At 72.0% G+C, this 17,055-nt stretch carries 11 protein-coding genes; 5 read left to right on the forward strand and 6 right to left on the reverse strand.

Annotated elements, in window-relative coordinates; all coding sequences use genetic code 11:
- Positions 1 to 31 precede the first annotated feature (31 nt).
- From lysX to GA0111570_RS00485, 3 genes are all read right to left on the reverse strand, one after another.
- On the reverse strand, positions 32 to 3,325 hold the full coding sequence (gene lysX / locus GA0111570_RS00475) for a bifunctional lysylphosphatidylglycerol synthetase/lysine--tRNA ligase LysX (protein ID WP_092605280.1): 3,294 nt from the start codon (positions 3,323 to 3,325) through the stop codon (positions 32 to 34).
- Entirely contained in the window at positions 3,322 to 4,452 is a 1,131-nt protein-coding gene (locus GA0111570_RS00480) for an alpha/beta hydrolase (protein ID WP_092605282.1), read from the reverse strand. Before GA0111570_RS00480 ends, lysX begins: the two co-directional genes overlap by 4 nt.
- A 93-nt stretch (positions 4,453 to 4,545) precedes the next feature.
- Positions 4,546 to 5,319 (reverse strand): PrsW family glutamic-type intramembrane protease, encoded by a 774-nt coding sequence (locus GA0111570_RS00485; protein WP_092605284.1) that lies wholly within the window; start codon positions 5,317 to 5,319, stop codon positions 4,546 to 4,548.
- Positions 5,320 to 5,409: 90 nt separating this feature from the next.
- Here GA0111570_RS00485 and GA0111570_RS00490 point away from each other — a divergent pair, with 90 nt between their 5' ends.
- Positions 5,410 to 6,837 carry a sensor histidine kinase gene (locus GA0111570_RS00490; protein WP_092605286.1) on the forward strand — a complete coding sequence of 476 codons (1,428 nt, stop codon included), beginning with the start codon at positions 5,410 to 5,412 and terminating at the stop codon, positions 6,835 to 6,837.
- A 25-nt stretch (positions 6,838 to 6,862) separates the two neighbouring features.
- On the opposite strand, the gene GA0111570_RS00495 is transcribed toward GA0111570_RS00490, so the two are convergent.
- From GA0111570_RS00495 to GA0111570_RS00505, 3 genes are all read right to left on the reverse strand, one after another.
- Positions 6,863 to 7,534: a response regulator transcription factor gene (locus GA0111570_RS00495; RefSeq protein ID WP_092605288.1), complete on the reverse strand. Its 672-nt coding sequence runs from the start codon at positions 7,532 to 7,534 to the stop codon at positions 6,863 to 6,865.
- 213 nt (positions 7,535 to 7,747) lie between these two features.
- Positions 7,748 to 8,455 (reverse strand): hypothetical protein, encoded by a 708-nt coding sequence (locus GA0111570_RS00500; protein WP_092605290.1) that lies wholly within the window; start codon positions 8,453 to 8,455, stop codon positions 7,748 to 7,750.
- On the reverse strand, positions 8,452 to 9,591 hold the full coding sequence (locus tag GA0111570_RS00505; RefSeq protein WP_092605292.1) for an AI-2E family transporter: 1,140 nt from the start codon (positions 9,589 to 9,591) through the stop codon (positions 8,452 to 8,454). The genes GA0111570_RS00500 and GA0111570_RS00505 overlap by 4 nt, the downstream gene beginning before the upstream one ends.
- A 121-nt stretch (positions 9,592 to 9,712) precedes the next feature.
- Here GA0111570_RS00505 and GA0111570_RS00510 point away from each other — a divergent pair, with 121 nt between their 5' ends.
- From GA0111570_RS00510 to purL, 4 genes are all read left to right on the forward strand, one after another.
- Positions 9,713 to 10,543: a fumarylacetoacetate hydrolase family protein gene (locus tag GA0111570_RS00510; protein WP_092605294.1), complete on the forward strand. Its 831-nt coding sequence runs from the start codon at positions 9,713 to 9,715 to the stop codon at positions 10,541 to 10,543.
- Between the two features lie 92 nt (positions 10,544 to 10,635).
- Complete coding sequence (gene pepN, locus GA0111570_RS00515) at positions 10,636 to 13,326, forward strand: aminopeptidase N (protein ID WP_092605296.1); 2,691 nt, start codon at positions 10,636 to 10,638, stop codon at positions 13,324 to 13,326.
- Between the two features lie 162 nt (positions 13,327 to 13,488).
- Positions 13,489 to 14,730: a benzoate/H(+) symporter BenE family transporter gene (locus GA0111570_RS00520; RefSeq protein WP_092605298.1), complete on the forward strand. Its 1,242-nt coding sequence runs from the start codon at positions 13,489 to 13,491 to the stop codon at positions 14,728 to 14,730.
- A 69-nt stretch (positions 14,731 to 14,799) separates the two neighbouring features.
- The gene (purL, locus tag GA0111570_RS00525; protein ID WP_092605300.1) at positions 14,800 to 17,055 is read left to right on the forward strand and encodes a phosphoribosylformylglycinamidine synthase subunit PurL; all 2,256 of its coding nucleotides are present in this window, start codon (positions 14,800 to 14,802) and stop codon (positions 17,053 to 17,055) included.

Here is a 17,055-nt window from a genome sequence, read left to right on the forward strand (position 1 = left end):
GCCGACGTCCGTGACGTTCCTGGCCCCGTCCTCAGCCCTGCGGGCGGACGAACGGGAAGGTGAGCACGTCGCGGATCGGCCGGGCGACCAGTGCCATCACCAGCCGGTCGACGCCGATGCCCATCCCGCCGGCCGGCGGCATGCCGACCTCGAGCGCACGCAGGAAGTCCTCGTCGACCTCCATCGCCTCGGGGTCCCCCGCGGCGGCCTTCCAGGACTGCTCGACGAAGCGGCGGCGCTGCTCGATCGGATCGGTCAGCTCCGAATAGGCGGTCCCCAGCTCCATGCCGCCCAGCACCAGGTCCCAGCGCTCCACCAGGCCGGGCTTGGTCCGGTGCGGACCGGACAGCGGCGAGGTCTCTGCCGGGAAGTCGGTGTAGAACGTCGGCAGCACCGTGACCGGCTCGACGAGCTCCCCGTACAGCTCCTCGATCAGGGCCCCCGCCCCCCAGTCGTCGCGGACGTGGACCTCGTGCTCCCGGGCCAGCTCGAGCAGCACCTCCATGTCGGTGTCCAGGTCCACGGGGCGCCCGACGGCCTCCGAGACAGCCTCGCACACCGGCACCACCGCCCATTCCCCGGAGATGTCGACCATCTCGTTTCCCCGGCCGCCGCCCAGGTCGAGCGGCACCGCCTCGCGTCCGTGCACGGCCATCGCGGCGGCCCGGACGAGCCGCTCGGTCAGCAGGCGCATGTCGGTGTAGTCGGCGAACGGCTCGTACGCCTCCAGGGAGGTGAACTCCGGGTTGTGGGTCGCGTCGGCGCCCTCGTTGCGGAAGTTCCGGCCGAGCTCGAAGATCGGCCCCAGGCCGCCGACGAGCAGGCGCTTCAGCGCGAGCTCGGGGGCGATCCGCAGCACCAGGTCGGTGCTGTAGGCGTTGATGGTCGTACGGAACGGGCGGGCACTCGCCCCGCCGTGGACGGTCTGCAGGATCGGGGTCTCGACCTCCTGGTAGCCCGCCTCGCGCATCGTCGTACGGACCGCCTCGATCGCCCGCGACCGGGCACGCAGCAGATCGGCCTCGTCGGGGTGGACCACGAAGTCCAGGGAGCGGTTGCGCAGCCGGGCATCGGGATTGTCGAAGCCCTGCCAGGGCACCGGGCGCAGCGACTTGGACAGCATCCGCCAGGACGCGACCTGCAGGGAGGGGGTCCCGGTCCGCGAGGTCACCGGCCGGACCTCCACCTGCACCAGGTCCCCGGAGTCGATCATCCGGGCGAAGTCGCGCACCTCGTCGTGGCCGAGCACGCCGGCGTCGAGCAACAACTGGGCGCGGGCCCGGCCGTCCACCAGGTCGGCGAAGCACACCCCGCCGTGGTCGCGGATCGTACGGATCCGCCCGGCCAGCGACAGCGTCGGGGCGTCGGCGGCTGGGGAATCATCGAGTGACGGGAGGGCCGCCTCGGCCAGGCGCGTGACCTCGGTGCGGCCGAGCGGATAGCCGGCGCGCCCCGAGGCGGTCAGCTCCTCCAGGTGGCGCAGCCGGTGCCGGGTCTGGTCGTCCCGGCTGGGGTGCAGTTCCGCGAGGGGACGCACGGTCTCCAGCTCCCGTGCGCGGTCCAGGTGGGCGGCGTCGAGTCGTCCGGCGGACGTCTCGGGGTTGATCCACGGGGGCAACGGCAGGAAGCCCTCGGCCTCGGCGGCGGCGATGCTGACGAACAGCAGGTCGATCAGCGCGGGCAGGCACAGGTAGCGAGGCTGCCAGCTGGGCTGGTACTTGGCGTTGGCCAGGTAGAGCCGACGCATCTGCCAGAAGCGGTCCAGCCAGGTGAGCACCTGCGAGTTGAACCGGGTCAGGGCGCCGGCGGTGACCCGCTCGGCGTCGGTGAAGACCTGGCGGAAGAACGCGAAGTTGAGCGAGACCCGGGTGACGCCGTTCTCCTCGCACCAGGCCATCAGCTCGGCCACCAGCAGTTCGTTGATGCCGTTGGGGGCCTGCGGAGAGCGACGCATCAGGTCCAGGGACAGCCCCCGCCGCCCCCAGGGCACGAACGTCTGCAGGGCGATCGGTTCACCGGCATCGTCCAGGGCGGTGACCACCAGCACGCGGCCGTCGGCCGGGTCGCCGAAGCGACCCAGCGCCATCGAGAACCCGCGTTCGGGGCCCCCCGTGCGCCAGCCCGTGGCGAGGCGGTCCAGCCGCTCCAGCTCGTCCGGCTCCAGGTCCTCGGCCCGCCGCAGCTGCACGGTGACCCCGGCGCGCCGGACGCGGCGGGAGGCCTGCCGGACCGGGGTCATCGAGGTGGAGTCCAGGCGGAAGCGCTCCGGGTGCAGGATCGCCTCGTCACCGAGGTGGATCACCTCCGAGCCGATCGCGGCGGCGTACATCCTCGCCCCGGTCTCAGAGCTGGCCAGTACGGCCGGTGCCCAGCCGTACTCTCGCGCGTACCGCTCCCAGGCCCGGGCCAGGTCCGGCCACAGCCGGGGGTCACCGATCGGGTCGCCGCTGGCCAGGCAGACCGAGCCGACCACCCGGTAGGCGATCGCGGCCCGGCGGTTCTCCGAGAAGAACAGCATCTTGTCGCGGCGGGTCGCGTAGTAGCCCAGGGAGTCCTCCTCCCCGAACTCGGTGAGCAGGCCGCGCAGTGCCACCTCGTTGTCCTGGCGCCATTCGCCCCGGAAGGTGGCCGACCGCAGGAACGCGGCGACGGCCAGCAGCAGCGACAGGCCAGCGATCGCACCGGTCACCTCGGGGACCAGGTGCCCGACGCTCACGTGCCAGATCCGCGGGGCGGGCAGGCCCACAGCATGGAGCAGCGTCACGGAGAGGATCTGCCAGGCGGGGCCCTTGGCATCGGTGACGGTGCGCAGCAGCAGGTGGGTCAGGCCCAGGTCGAGCAGCAGCCCGCCGGCCAGGATCGCCAGCGCGGCCCCCCACGAGCCGCGGCGGGTGCGGGCCGGGAAGACGGGGCGCAGCCACACCATCAGGACGAACAGGCCGATGGACAGGGCCATGTTCGCCAGCGCGACCCAGCCGTGGTTCTCCTCGATGAACGGGATGTCCGGCTGGGTGCGGTGCGTGCGCGTGTACCAGAAGGCCAGCACGTCCGAGGCGATGCCGATGACCTGGAACAGGGCGATGATCTTCAGTGCGAACCGCTTGCGTTTCAGGATCGCCGCGGTGAGGACCGCCAGTCCGGCCACCGAGACCAGCGAGGCGGTGACCGGGACGTTGAGGGTGATGAAGAAGTCCTGGATCGGCCACGGGCCGCGTGGGTGCGGCGCCAGCCGCCGGCGGAGCCAGTCGATGGCCGCGGCGATCGTCGCCACCACGTACAACCAGCCGAGCAGCTCCGCGACGAGCCGGCGGGCGGGGGTCGTCATGCGGCGCGCCAGGCGAACTGGGCATCGGTGGTACCGAGCCACTGCAGCCCCAGCGGCAGGCCCTGCAGCCAGACGTCCCAGCGGTGCCCACCGGTCTGCTGGGTCTGCGTCTCCATCGTCGTCGGCGGCCTGACGGCCTTGGTGAAGCCGGCCAGGGCGGTCATCGCCTGCTTGTCGTCGCGCGCCGCGTACGCCCACAGGGCCGCTTTCGGGCGGTGGGTGCCCACGATGGTGGTGAGGTCGTACGACTTGTCGCCGGTGGGGAGGTACTGCTGGTGCGCCGTCCACTCGGGGGCGAAGTAACCGGACATGACCATGCCGTGACTGTAGTGGTCGGGGTGACGGACCGGCAGCATGGCTGCGCAGAAGCCTCCGGCGCTGTACCCGACAGTTGCCCACGCGTCAGGGCTGTCGACGGTGCGCAGGTTGGTCCGCACCCAGTTGCGTACGTCGGTGTCGACGTAGGTCTCCCACGGGGCGGGGTTGGGGCCGGTGGTGCCGTCCACGCACTCGCTGTCGTTGCCGGGGACGAAGGTGGTGGGCACGACGACGATCGCCTCGCGGAGCTGCTTGGCTGCGGTGAGGCTGGTCAGCGTGGTGCCGATGTCGAACTTCTCGTGGTAGGCGCTCGGGCTACCGGGGATGCCGTGGAAGCCGAGGATGACCGGGTAGAACCGGTCGGGGTGCGAGGCGTACGAGGGCGGCAGCCAGACCAGGGCGGGCTGCTTGATGCCCGACGCGTCGCCGGCGATGGTCACGGTGAGGTACTGGCCGCCGGTCGCGTGGGCGTTGAAGCCGGGCAGGGCGTGGTTCGAGGCCGGGGCGGCCTGCAGTGCCGTGGCCCTGCCGGTGACCAGCTCGGCCGGCTTGGCCGGACGCGTGTGGGCGCCCCGGGTGTAGTGCGTGGTCGAGGAGCCGGGTACGGTCCCCGGTAGGTCTGACCAGTTGGTGTACCAGCCGTTGTCGCGGTTCAGCACCAGGCCGACCAGGAGCAGGGACAGGGAGGTGGTGAGGAACAGCGCCAGGACCTGGGCGAGGGCCGCCCGGACGGCACCGCCACGGTGGCGCGGCAGCCAGAGCACCGCCCAGACGAGGATGCCGAGCAGGACGAGTGCCACGACTGCCATCGTCCAATGTGAGGTGAGGCCGAACACTCGTGTCACGCTACGTCACTTCCGGTTCGCGGGTAGGGGCGGCAAGCAGGCGGACGAGGCCGGCGGTCACGCCGCGACACGGTCGGGGCAGTTGGTCCGCCGCCCCGCGACGACCAGCAGTGCCAGGCTCGCCGTCGCGACGAGCACGCTGAACAGTACATCGGGGGAGGAATCGGCTGCGGCGTGCAGGGCCACCACCACGACGAATCCGGCCAGGAGGGCGGCCAGGGCCCCGGGCCGGGGGTGGTCCCGGACCTGCCAGAGGGCGGCAGCCACCACCCCGGTCCAGGCGAGGTGGCAGGCGGGATGGAGGACGTCGCGGACCAGCAGGCCACGGTCCAGGGACCGGAGCGCCGAGCCTGCCGGGAGCGAGGTGACTCCGGCGCCCAGCATCTCCAGGATCGCGAAGCCGGCCCCGGCGGCCACGCCGATCACCGCTCCTGCCCGGCGGTCCCGTGCCATCCCGGCGGCGAGCACCAGCCCGGGGACCAGGAGCTTCAACGACTCCTCGATCCCGGCCACGGCCAGGGTCGTCGCTACGGATGTCCGGCCGTCCGCGAAGGACTCGAGGATGTTGCTCAGCGGCACCCCGACCACGCCGCTGAGGATGGTGACCCCGACCACCAGGACGCCGCTCACCACCGGCCGGGGCGTGGACCAGTTGAGGTAGGCCAGGACGGCGGCGGGGAAGACCAGTGCGCCGAGCAGCAGCACGATCGGCAGCATCCGTACGTCGGAGGTGGCGATCAGGACCAGCAGGGCCAGCCAGTACAGGGCTCCCGCGGCACACAGCACCAGGATCCACCGCCATGATGCGGCGGTGTGGTCCTGGGTGGGCATGCTGCGAAACCTAGGTGGGAGGCGCTGAACCGACACTGAGCCGTTCCCTTCCGGCAGTTGGGCCGAGGCATCGTACGGCAGGATGGTGGTATGCCTGCGCACCGTCACCTACCGCCCGCACCGCGGGCGACCGAGGGCATCCTCGGCATCCGGAGCCAGGCCGCCCTGGTGGCGATGCTGGTGATCGCGTTCACGCTGTTCACCGGTGGGGTGGTGATGATCCTGGTCCTCGGTTCCGCGCTGCGTGGCGGGGTGGAGGAGTCCTTGCGCAGCCGTGCGGCGGAGGCGTCGGCCATCGTCGCGGCCGAGGGGCCCGGGGCCCTCGGGGCGGTCGAGGCCCGGCACCTGATCGCCAGCGGGCCGCTGCAATTGGTGGAGCACGGCCCCGCCGACGCCGGCAAGGTGGTGTACACCTCCTCGGTGATCTGGGACACACCGGTGACCGCCCTGAACCCGGAACCCGGGCAGGTGCTCGTGGATCCGCACGCGACCTCCCCGCACACCGGTGACCCGATCATGGTGGTGACCCATGGGGTGCAGGTGGGAAACCATGACTACGACGTCGTGGTCGCCGGCAGCCTGGTATCGGTGGAGCGGGCCCTGCGCCAGGACGCCATCTCGTTGCTGGTCGGGGTGCCGCTGCTGTCGCTGCTGGGCGGCCTGGCGGTGTGGCTGGTGGTGGGCCGTACCCTGCGGCCGGTGGAGCAGATCCGGACCGCGGTGGAGGAGATCAGCGTCGCCGACCTGCACCGGCGGGTGCCGGTGCCACCGGGCCGCGACGAGGTGGGCCGGCTGGCGACGACGATGAACGCCATGCTGGACCGGATCCAGCATGCCCAGGACAGCCAGCGCCGCTTCGTGGCGGACGCCAGCCACGAACTGCGTTCACCGGTCGCCGCGCTCGGGGCCGGCCTGGAGATCCTCGCCGAACGTCCCGAGGAGTCCGGGGCGGTGGTGCCGCTGCTCAAGACCGAGACCCGGCACCTGGCATCGCTCACCGAGGGGCTGCTCCTGCTGGCCCGGGCCGATGCCGGGACCCTGCGCGGGCGGCGGATCGACGTGGACATGGACGACATCGTGGGCGCCGAGGTCGTACGGCTGCGGACCGCCGGTCGGCTGAAGGTCGAGGCACACCTCGAGGCGGCGCGGCTCGTGGGGGACCCGGACGAGCTGCATCGGGTGGTGCGCAACCTGGTCGACAACGCGTCGCGGTTCGCGCGCAGCAGGCTCGGACTGACGGTGGTGCACGAGGACGGGCAAGTCGTCGTCAGGATCGACGACGACGGGCCGGGCATCCCCGCCGACGAGCGGGCCAGGGTGTTCGAACGGTTCGTCCGGCTGGACCCGGCACGCGGCCGGAGCCACGGCGGGGCCGGGCTCGGGCTGTCGATCGTGTCCAGCATCGTGGCGGCGCACGGCGGGACGGTCGAGGCCGGCGAGTCGCCGTGGGGCGGGACCCGGATCTCCATCCGGCTGCCCGGCACCGACGCGGTGACCCCCGACCCCGAGGACAGCTGAGGGCGGCCCGAGAACCGGGGACGGGTCAGGCGGTGGCGAGGCGGTAGCCGCGTCCGCGCAGCGTCTCGATGCTGCGGACGCCGAAGGGCTCGTCGATCTTGCGGCGCAGGTAGCCGATGTAGACCTCGACGATGTTCATGTCACCCTCGAAGGCGGAGTCCCAGACGTGGTCGACCAGTTCGGCCTTGGGGATCACGTCGCCGGCGTGCCGCATCATGTACTCCAGCAGCGCGAACTCCTTGGCGGTCAGGTGGATCGCGGTGCCGCCGCGGGTCACCTGCCCGCTCCCGGGATCCAGGACCAGGTCGCCGACGGTGAGGACCGCCGGGCGCGCCGGGGCGCCGCGCCGGATCAGGGCGCGCAGCCGGGCGGTCAGCACGGCCAGGCTGAACGGCTTGGTCAGGTAGTCGTCGGCGCCGATGTCGAAGGCGTCGACCTCGTCCAGGTCCCCGTCCTTGGCGGTGAGCATGATCACCGGAGCCCAGACCTCGGCCTTGCGGATCCCCTTGAGGATGTCGTAGCCGTTCAGGCCGGGCAGCATGATGTCGAGCACGACCGCGTCGTACGGGTTCTCGGTCGCTGCCCACAGCCCGTCGTTGCCGTTGTGCTGGACATCGACGCTGAAACCTTCGGCCGCCAGTCCGCGGCGGACGAGCTCCGCCAGCGACAGGTCGTCCTCAACCAACAGGACTCGCACGGTGACCGTTCTCCTCAGTCCGTGGCCGTTCTCCGTGAGCGGAACGACCGTGTGACGCCACAGTACGACATCACGGAAGGATAGGGGCGGCTCCCGGCCCACACCGGTCGATGCGAGTGTCTCCCGGGTCGCCGCGCAACGGCGGGCCGAGCCAATTCCGTCCCGTGTCGGCCGAGTCGGTCGGACCGTGGTCGGCCGAGCGGAGCATCGTCCTCAGCGGATCAGGAACGACCCGGTCACCAGCCACAGCACCACGTCGGCGGCCAGGACGAGTCCGCCGAGCAGGATCGCTGCGGTGCCGACCCGCCCGAGCGGCCCCGCGATCCGGCTCCAGGAGCGGCGCATCCAGCGGCCGACCGGCTCACCCGCGCCGAAGGCGATCGCGATGGCCAGCGCCACCAGCGGGGACTGGCTCAGCAGCCACCACAGCGCCGCGATTCCCAGGGCAGGTCCGGCCTGCAGGCGGTGGACCAGGGCCACCAGGCCCCAGAAGCCCGGATCGCCCAGCACGGTGAGCCCGTACGCCGCGCCGGCCACCGTCATCGCCCCGGTCCCGGTGCCGCGCCGGCGGCGGGAAGCACCCTCCGCGTCCGGGTCGGTCGGAGCCTGGTGTCCGTCGTTGCGCCGCGACAGCAGCCGGCGCAGCCCCCAGGCCAGCAGCCCGAGCGCGGCGGCGGCCTCCAGGCTTCCCCACACGATGCTCGGGACGTGCGGCAGCCCGTGCGGCAGGACGGCGTACGCGAGCAGGTCCAGGGCCACCGCCGCGGCGACGATCACCGCGGCGCTGGCGACGGTGAAGGCGACGGCGGCACGTCGACTCGTGCCGCGCGCGACGGCCCCCAGCAGCACCAGCGCGCCGAACGGGTCGAAGCCGGCGATCGCCATCGCGACACAGGCTCCGAGCACCTGCCAGGAGGTCACCCGTCCGTCCGTGGGGGTTCGTGCGGGTACGTGAGCGCGACCGGTCGGAGGGGACGCCGCAGTGGGGTCCGGATGTAGGTCCTGATCCCTGCGTTGGCCACCGCCAGGGCCGGGACCGCGAACAGCGCACCGGCCGCCCCGAACATCATCGATCCGGCGGTGACGGCAAAGATCACCGCCAGCGGATGCAGGGAGACCGCCCGGCCCATCAGGAACGGCTGCATGACGTGGGACTCCAGCTGCTGGACGCCCGCGACGATGGCGAGCATCACCAGGCCCGCGACCCAGCCCTGCAGGAGCAGCATGGCCAGGATGCTGATCCCGCCGCCCACCACGACGCCGATGATCGGGACGAAGGCGGTGATGAACACCAGCACGGCCATCGGCAGCGCGAACGCCGACCCGAGGATGGCGGCGCCGGTCCCGACCATCACCGCGTCGAGGGCCGCGACCAGCAGTTGGGTGTGGATGTAGGCGGACAGGCTGCGCCAGCCGCTGCGGAAGCCGGCATCGATCCGGATCCGCGACGCCAGCGGGAAGGGTGCGATCAGGAAGATCCAGATCCGGCGGCCGTCTGTGAGCAGGAAGATCGTGGTGACCAGGCACAGGATCGCGCCCATGATCGTGTCGAGCGCGGACGAGCCGACCTGGAAGGCGCCCTGGGTCAGGTTCGACGTGTGCTGGGCGACCCAGGTCTCGACCTGGGTGATGACGCTGTCGATCTGCTCGGGCCGCAGGTGCAGGCGGCCATGGGTCAGCCAGTTCTCCAGCCGCCCCATCGCACCGGTGAAGTCCACGTGGGTACGGGACACCCCCGCCGCGATCCAGCGGCCCGCCAGCGCCAGCACGCCGGCGGCCAGCACTGCGGTCAGCCCGACCGTCAGCAGCGACCACAGCCCCCGGGGCCACCGCGTACGACGCCTCAGCCAGGTGACCACGGGCCCGAGCAGCACGGTGAGCAGCAGGGCGACCAGGGTGGCGAAGACCAGCACCGGGATCTGTGCCAGCACCTTCCAGATGCCGTACGCCACGATCGTGAGCACGATCAGCCGCCAGCCCCAGGCGGCCGCGACCCTCAGGGTGCGCGGGACGACCTCGTCGGCTGGGAGCGGCACCGGACCGTGCGGAGTGGACACCTGCCCAGAGTACGGGCGTTGTGCCTAAGAGTGGTCTGAATCGGTTGACCCCGGCCGCCGGTGCGCCACGATGAGGGGGCCCGCATCTGCGGGCCGATCCCTGCAACGAAGGAGCGCCCCGATGCGTCTTGCCACCCTGCGTACCCCCGACGGCACCGCCGCCGCCCGCCTCGACGGCGACACCTACACCATCATCGAGGGCTGCGCCGACCTCAGCGAACTTCTGGCCGAGCCGGACTGGCGCGAGCTCGCCGAGGCCGCCGCCGGTGCGACCGTCCCCGCCGCGGACGCCGAGCTGGAGACGCTGCTGCCGGCCCCGAGCAAGGTCATCTGCGTGGGACTGAACTACGCGACGCACATCAAGGAGATGGGCCGTGAGCTGCCCGAGTACCCGACCCTGTTCGCCAAGTTCGCCGACAGCCTGACCGGGCCGTACGACGACGTGGTCGCCCCGGCCGAGGACGAGATGCTGGACTGGGAGTGCGAACTCGGCATGGTGATCGGCGCCGATGCCTACCGGGTCGCCGAGGCCGACGCCGCGGCCCACATCGCCGGCTACACCGTGGTCGACGACGTCTCGATGCGCGGCTACCAGAGGCGGACGGTCGAGTGGCTCCAGGGCAAGATCTGGCAGTCCTCCACCCCTGTCGGCCCCTGCCTGGTCACGGCGGACGAGTTCGACCCGGTCGATGCAGCGATCACCACCCGGGTGAACGGCGAGGTGATGCAGGAGGCCAACACCGGCGACCTGGTCTTCACCCCCGCCAGGCTGGTCGAGTACCTGTCCACCATGATCACGCTGCGTGCCGGTGACCTGGTGCTGACCGGCACCCCCGGCGGCGTGGGCCTGGCCCGCGACCCCCAGGTGTTCCTGAGGGCGGGCGACGTCGTCGAGGTCGAGATCGCCGGCCTCGGCCGGCTGGAGACCCACGTCGTGGCGCCGCAGGCCTGACCCGGACCGGGAAACAGGCCCCTTCGTCGGGGTAGGGACGCGGCTTCGCCGATGCGGCCGCCGCCGGCTGCCCTCGTCGTTAGGCTGGGACGGTGAGCAGCGCGAACCTGACCCGGGCCGAGGCGGAGCAGCGTTCCGCTGACATCGAGGTACATGCCTACGACATCGACCTCGACCTGGCCGTAGCACCCGACCCGGGTGCGACGGGGTTCGCCTCGACCACCACGATCACGTTCCTGTCCGCCGGCGAGGACGTCCGCCTCGACTTCATCGGGGAGGCCGTCCTCGCCGTCATGGTCAACGGCCAGGACCGTGACCTCGACGGGCTGTGGGACGGCTCCGCGCTGCACCTCACCGGCCTGCTCCCGAACCGTACGAACCGGGTGCAGGTACGGGCGATCGCGGCCTACTCGCGGACCGGCCAGGGGCTGCACCGTTTCGTCGACCCCGTCGACGGGGAGACGTACGTCTACTCGCACCTGGAGCCGGCCGACGCGCGGCGGGTCTTCGCCACCTTCGAGCAGCCCGACCTGAAGGCCTCGATGATCCTGCACGTCACCGCGCCGGTCGGCTGGTCGGTGGTCGCCAACCAGGAGGTCGGCTCGCAGGTGCCGGTGGGGGACACGGCGCTGCGGACGACCTTCCACCCGACCCCTCCGCTGTCGACGTACCTGGTCGCCGTCTGCGCCGGGCCCTGGCACCACGTGCACGACCTCTGGTCCCAGCGCAGCGAGACGTCCCCGCTCGAGGTCCCGCTCGGCCTGTGGTGCCGGGCCTCGCTGGCCGAGTACCTGGACGCCGAGGAGTTGTTCGCCACCACCCGCAAGGGGTTGGACCTGTTCCACGACCTGTTCGGCTTCCCCTACCCCTGGGGGAAGTACGACCAGCTGTTCGCGCCGGAGTACAACATCGGCGCGATGGAGAACCCGGGCTGCATCACCTTCAACGAGAAGTACCTGTTCACCTCCCGGCCGACCCGCCAGGAGCTGGCCCAGCGTGCGGGCACGATCCTGCACGAGATGTCCCACCTGTGGTTCGGTGACCTGGTCACCCCGGCCTGGTGGGACGACCTGTGGCTGAAGGAGTCGTTCGCCGAGTACATGGGCACCCGGGCCGAGCGGGAGGTCGGGTTCGACGAGGCCTGGGTCGCCTTCGCCGGGGCCCGCAAGGAGTGGGCCGCCAGCGCCGACCTGATGCCGACCACGCACCCGATCGCCGCGGACATCCCCGACCTGGAGGCCGCCCGGCAGAACTTCGACGGCATCACGTACGCCAAGGGCGCCGCGGTGCTCAGGCAACTGGTGGCGTACGTGGGGGAGGACGCGTTCTTCGCCGGTGCCCGGCTCTACTTCACCCGGCACGCGTTCGGATCGGCCCAGCTGGTGGACCTGCTCGACGCCCTGGAGGCGACCTCGGGCCGCAACCTGCGGGCCTGGGCCGAGCAGTGGCTGCAGACCGCCGGTGTCGACGAGCTCGAGGTCGTCGGCCCCGAGCCGGGGGCGGGCCCGGGCGTGCTCCGGCTCGAGCGGACCTCTCCGGACGCCGCCCGAAGGCCGCACCGGATCGCGGTCGGCCTCTACCTGCCGGACGGGGACGGGCACCTGGCCCGGGTCCGGCGCAGCGAGCTCGACCTGTCCGGCGACGGTGCCGTGGTGGACCTCTCGCTCGACCCGCTCGGCGCCGAGTTGCGCGGGGGCGGTCCGGCAGCCGCCGACGTGTGGGCCCGGCCGCACCTGTTGCTGCCCAACGACGACGACCTGACGTACGCGCTGACCCGGCTCGATCCGACCAGCCGTGCCACCGCCCTGGCCGGGGCCGGCGGCATGGTCGACCCGCTGGCGCAGGCGCAGGTCTGGTCGGCGCTGTGGAACGACGTCCGCGAGGCCCGGCTGCCGGCCGCCGCCTACCTGCGGGCCGTCCTGGACCACGGCGGGCGGCTGGACTCGCGCGACGAGGAGAGCGCCACCACCGTGCTGCCCCGGCTCGTCGCCTGCGTCGGGACCGGGATCGCCGACTACCTACCCGAAGTGCTGCGGGCGCCGGCCTGGGCCGATGCCTTCGACGGTGCCTGGCGGCGCCTCGGCGCGGCCAGGCCCGGTAGCGACCAGCAGCTCGCCTGGGCCCGTGCCGTGGTCCGGTTCGGTGGCCAGGTCGGCAGCGCCGACGCCGATGTCGTGGCCGCCGGGCTCCGGTCCCTGGTCCAGGAGCCCGGCCTGGCCGGGCTGGAGGTCGGGCCCGAACTGCGATGGGGGGCGCTGGTCGCGCTGGCGGCGCTGGACCGGGTGGACGACGAGGAGCTGGACCGGGCCCTGGCCGCGGACCCGACGGCCGCGGCGAGGGCGCACCGGCTCACCGCGCGGGTCGCCCGGCCCGGGATCGAGACCAAGCAATGGGCTTGGGATGAGCTGCACCGGTCGCCGGCGGTCTGGTCGAACGAGGAGATCAGCGCCGCGCTGGCCGGTTTCGCGGTCGCCTCGCAGCGCGAGCTGCTCACCGGTTTCACGCCGGGGTACTGGGCCGGACTGGAGCAGGTCTGGGGCCGGTTCCCGAACGAGATCGCCGCCCGCCTGGTGTCCGGGCTGTTCCCGGCAGTGAACGAGGTCGACCCGGACCGGCCGGCGGCCGAGCACGAGGTGCCCGCCGCCGCTCGCGACTGGCTGGCGACCAGGTCCGCTGCCCCGGCGGCCCTGCGTCGACTCGTCGTGGAGCAGGCCGACGCCGCGGAGCGCGCGATCCGCGCCCAGCAGGGAGTGCTGGCCCTGCTGGCGGGCGAGAAGGGCTGATTCGGCGCGGAGGTTCCTGGCTTCGTGGCGCACGTCGCCGCTGCGATGCGTACGTTCCCCGCTCCGGCACGTACGTCAACGACTCGGCCGGGGACCCCTACTGTGATGTGAACCACAAGGGAGGGGTGTCGCCCCGCCCGCCACGCACTCCCGGAGGGTGACATGAGACAGCAGGTCGCGCCAGCCGCGGAAACCGCCACCCCGGCCGGACCCCCGCGCAGCAACCTGCGCCGCGACGTCTCGGTCTCGGCAGTGGTCGCCGGGTTCGTGGCCGTGGCCATCTCGTACGCCGGGCCCCTGCTGGTCGTGCTGCAGGCGGCTCGGGCCGGCGGACTCACCCCCGGGCAGACCAGCTCGTGGGTGTGGGCCATCTCGGTCGGCTCTGGAGTGGCCTGCATCCTGGGCAGCCTGGTCACCCGCCAGCCGGTGATGATCGCCTGGTCGATCCCCGGCGCCGCGGTGCTGATGACCACGCTCGGCAGCTACTCGATCAACGAGGCGATCGGCGCGTACATCGTCTGCGGGGTGCTCAGCGTCGTGCTCGGCGCCACCGGCCTGATCGGCAAGCTGCTGGCGATGGTGCCCAAGCCGATCACCCAGGCGGTGCTTGCCGGGGTGCTGATGCCGTTCGCGATCAAGGTGGCCGGCGCGGTCGTGCAGACCCCGATCATCGCCGGCGGCATCGTGGTCGGCTACCTGCTCGGGCGCCGTTTCTTCCCGCGCTACGCGGTCTTCGGTGCGATGGCCCTGGGCGGCGTCCTCGCCCTGGTGACCGGCGCCACCGGCACCTTCGACGTACGCCCCGGGCTGACCATCCCCGAGCTGATCCTGCCGCACTTCACCATCGGCTCGATCCTGGGCATCGCGCTGCCGCTGTTCATCGTCACCCAGGCCGGCCAGAACGCCCCCGGGCTGATCGTCATGCGGGCCTCCGGCTACGAGCCCAACGACAAGCTGATGCTCACCGGTTCGGGAGTGGTGTCGGTGGTCTTCGCCTTCTTCGGCTGCCATGCGCTCAACCTCGCGGCCGTCACCGCAGCCATCGCGACCAGCGCCGAGTCGCACCCGGACAAGCACCGCCGCTACGTCGCAGGGATCTCCACCGGCGTCTTCTACGTGATCGGCGGGTTCCTGGCCACCATCATCGTCGGGCTGTTCGCCGCCATCCCCGCGCCGATGCTGACCGCCCTCGCCGGCGTCGCCCTGCTGGTCCCCACCCAGAACTCGCTGTACGGCACCATGCAGGAGGGCGGGTTCGGACCGGCGGTGATCGAGGCGTCGCTGGTGACGCTGGTCGTGTCGCTGTCGGGGGTCGCGCCGTTCGGCATCGTATCGGCGTTCTGGGGCCTGCTGGCAGGGATCGTCACGTACGCCCTGCTGAAGCGGCGCCCGCTGCGGGCCTGACCGGGGCCGGGTCGCTCCCGATCTGTGGCGCGCACGACGCACGGCTGGGCGAAGGGCTAGATTTGGCCCGTGGCCGACACCGTGAAGAATGCGCAGGAGACCCCCGACGTCGAGCAGCCGTGGGCTGAACTCGGTCTCAAGGAGGACGAGTACCAGCGCATCAGGGAGATCCTCGGACGCCGCCCCACCGGGTGCGAGCTGGCGATGTACTCCGTGATGTGGTCCGAGCACTGCTCGTACAAGTCCTCCAAGATGCACCTGAAGCGCTTCGGTGCGCTCAGCAAGGAGACCCCCCGGGGCGCGCTGCTGGCCGGGATCGGCGACAACGCCGGCGTGGTCGACATCGGCCAGGGCTACGCGGTCACCTTCAAGGCCGAGTCGCACAACCACCCCTCGTACGTGGAGCCGCACCAGGGCGCCGCGACCGGCGTCGGCGGCATCGTCCGCGACATCCTCGCCATGGGCGCCCGCCCGGTCGGCGTGATGGACGCGCTGCGCTTCGGCCCGCTGGACGCCCCCGACACCGCCCGGGTGCTGCCCGGCGTGGTGGCCGGCGTGGGCGACTACGGCAACTGCCTGGGCCTGCCCAACATCGGCGGTGAGGTCGAGTTCGATGCCTCGTACGCCGGCAACCCGCTGGTCAACGCGCTGTGCGTGGGCGTGCTGCGGCACGAGGACCTGAAGTTCGCCAAGGCCACCGGCGCCGGCAACCAGGTCGTCATGTACGGCGCCCGTACCGGCGGGGACGGCATCGGCGGTGCCTCGATCCTGGCCTCGGAGACCTTCGACGAGGGTGGCGAGGGCAAGCGCCCCGCCGTACAGGTCGGCGACCCGTTCATGGAGAAGCTGCTGATCGAGTGCACCCTCGAGCTGTTCGCCGCCGGGGTGGTCACCGCGATCCAGGACTTCGGCGCCGCGGGCCTGTCCTGCGCCACGTCCGAGCTGGCCGCGGCCGGCGACGGCGGCATGTGGGTGAACATGAACGAGGTCCAGTTGCGCGACCACACCCTCTCGCCCGAAGAGATCCTGATGAGCGAGTCGCAGGAGCGGATGATGGCCATCGTGCATCCGGGCGACGTCGACCGGTTCATGGAGGTCTGTGCCAAGTGGGACGTCGAGGCCGCGGTCATCGGCGAGGTCACCGACGGTGACCGCCTGGTCATCGAGTGGAACGGCGAGGTCGTCGTCGACGTGCCCCCGCGTACGGTCGCGATCGACGGTCCGGTCTACGACCGGCCGCAGCAGCCGCGCCAGGCCCAGGGCGAGATCGAGGCGAACACCACCGCGTCCCTGCCGCGGCCGGCCGACGGCGACGAGCTGGCCAGCACCCTGCTGCAGGTGATGGGTTCGCCCAACCAGGGCGACAAGTCCTGGGTCACCTCCCAGTACGACCGCTACGTGCGCGGCAACTCGGTGCTGGCCCAGCCGGAGGACTCCGGCATGCTGCGGATCGACGAGGAGACCGGACTGGGGATCGCCCTGTCGACCGACGCGAACGGCCGCTTCACCTGGCTCAACCCCTACCAGGGCGCCCAGCTCTCGCTGTGCGAGTCCTACCGCAACGTCGCCGTCACCGGCGCCACGCCGGTCGCCATCACCGACTGCCTCAACTACGGCTCGCCGGAGGATCCCGAGGTGATGTGGTCCTTCGTGGAGTCGATCAAGGGCCTGGTGGACGGCTGCGCCGCCCTGGGCACCCCGGTGACCGGCGGCAACGTGAGCTTCTACAACCAGACCGGCGAGACGGCCATCCTGCCGACCCCGCTGATCGGCACCCTCGGCGTGATCGACGACGTGACCCGGCACACCACCGTAGGATTCCGGAACGCCGGCGACGAGGTCTGGCAGCTCGGCTCCACCGCCGACGAGCTCGACGGCTCGGCCTGGGCCGGCGTCGTGCACCAGCACCTGGGTGGCGTGCCGCCGCGGGTCGACTTCGACGCCGAGCAGCGGTTGGCCGCCGTGATGGCCGTCGCCGCCCGCGAGGGCCTGGTCACCAGCGCCCACGACCTGTCCGCCGGCGGACTGGCCGTCGGCCTGGCCGAGTCGGCGCTGCGCTACGACATGGGCGTGCGGGTCCGGCTCGAGGGCGACGCCTTCGTCGGCCTGTTCTCCGAGTCGGTCGCCCGCGCGATCGTCTCGATCGCGCCCGAGAACTCCGGCCGGTTCGCCGACCTGTGCGCCGAGCACGGACTGGCCGCCGGTCGGATCGGCGAGGTGACCGATATCGGCGAGATCGAGGTCGAGGGCCAGTTCAGCCTCGGGCTCGACGAGTTGCGCGCGGCCTGGGAGGCCCCGATCCCGAGCGCGCTGGTGCTCGCCTGA

It is taken from the genome of Raineyella antarctica (genome assembly GCF_900092135.1).
Taxonomy (GTDB): domain Bacteria; phylum Actinomycetota; class Actinomycetes; order Propionibacteriales; family Propionibacteriaceae; genus Raineyella; species Raineyella antarctica.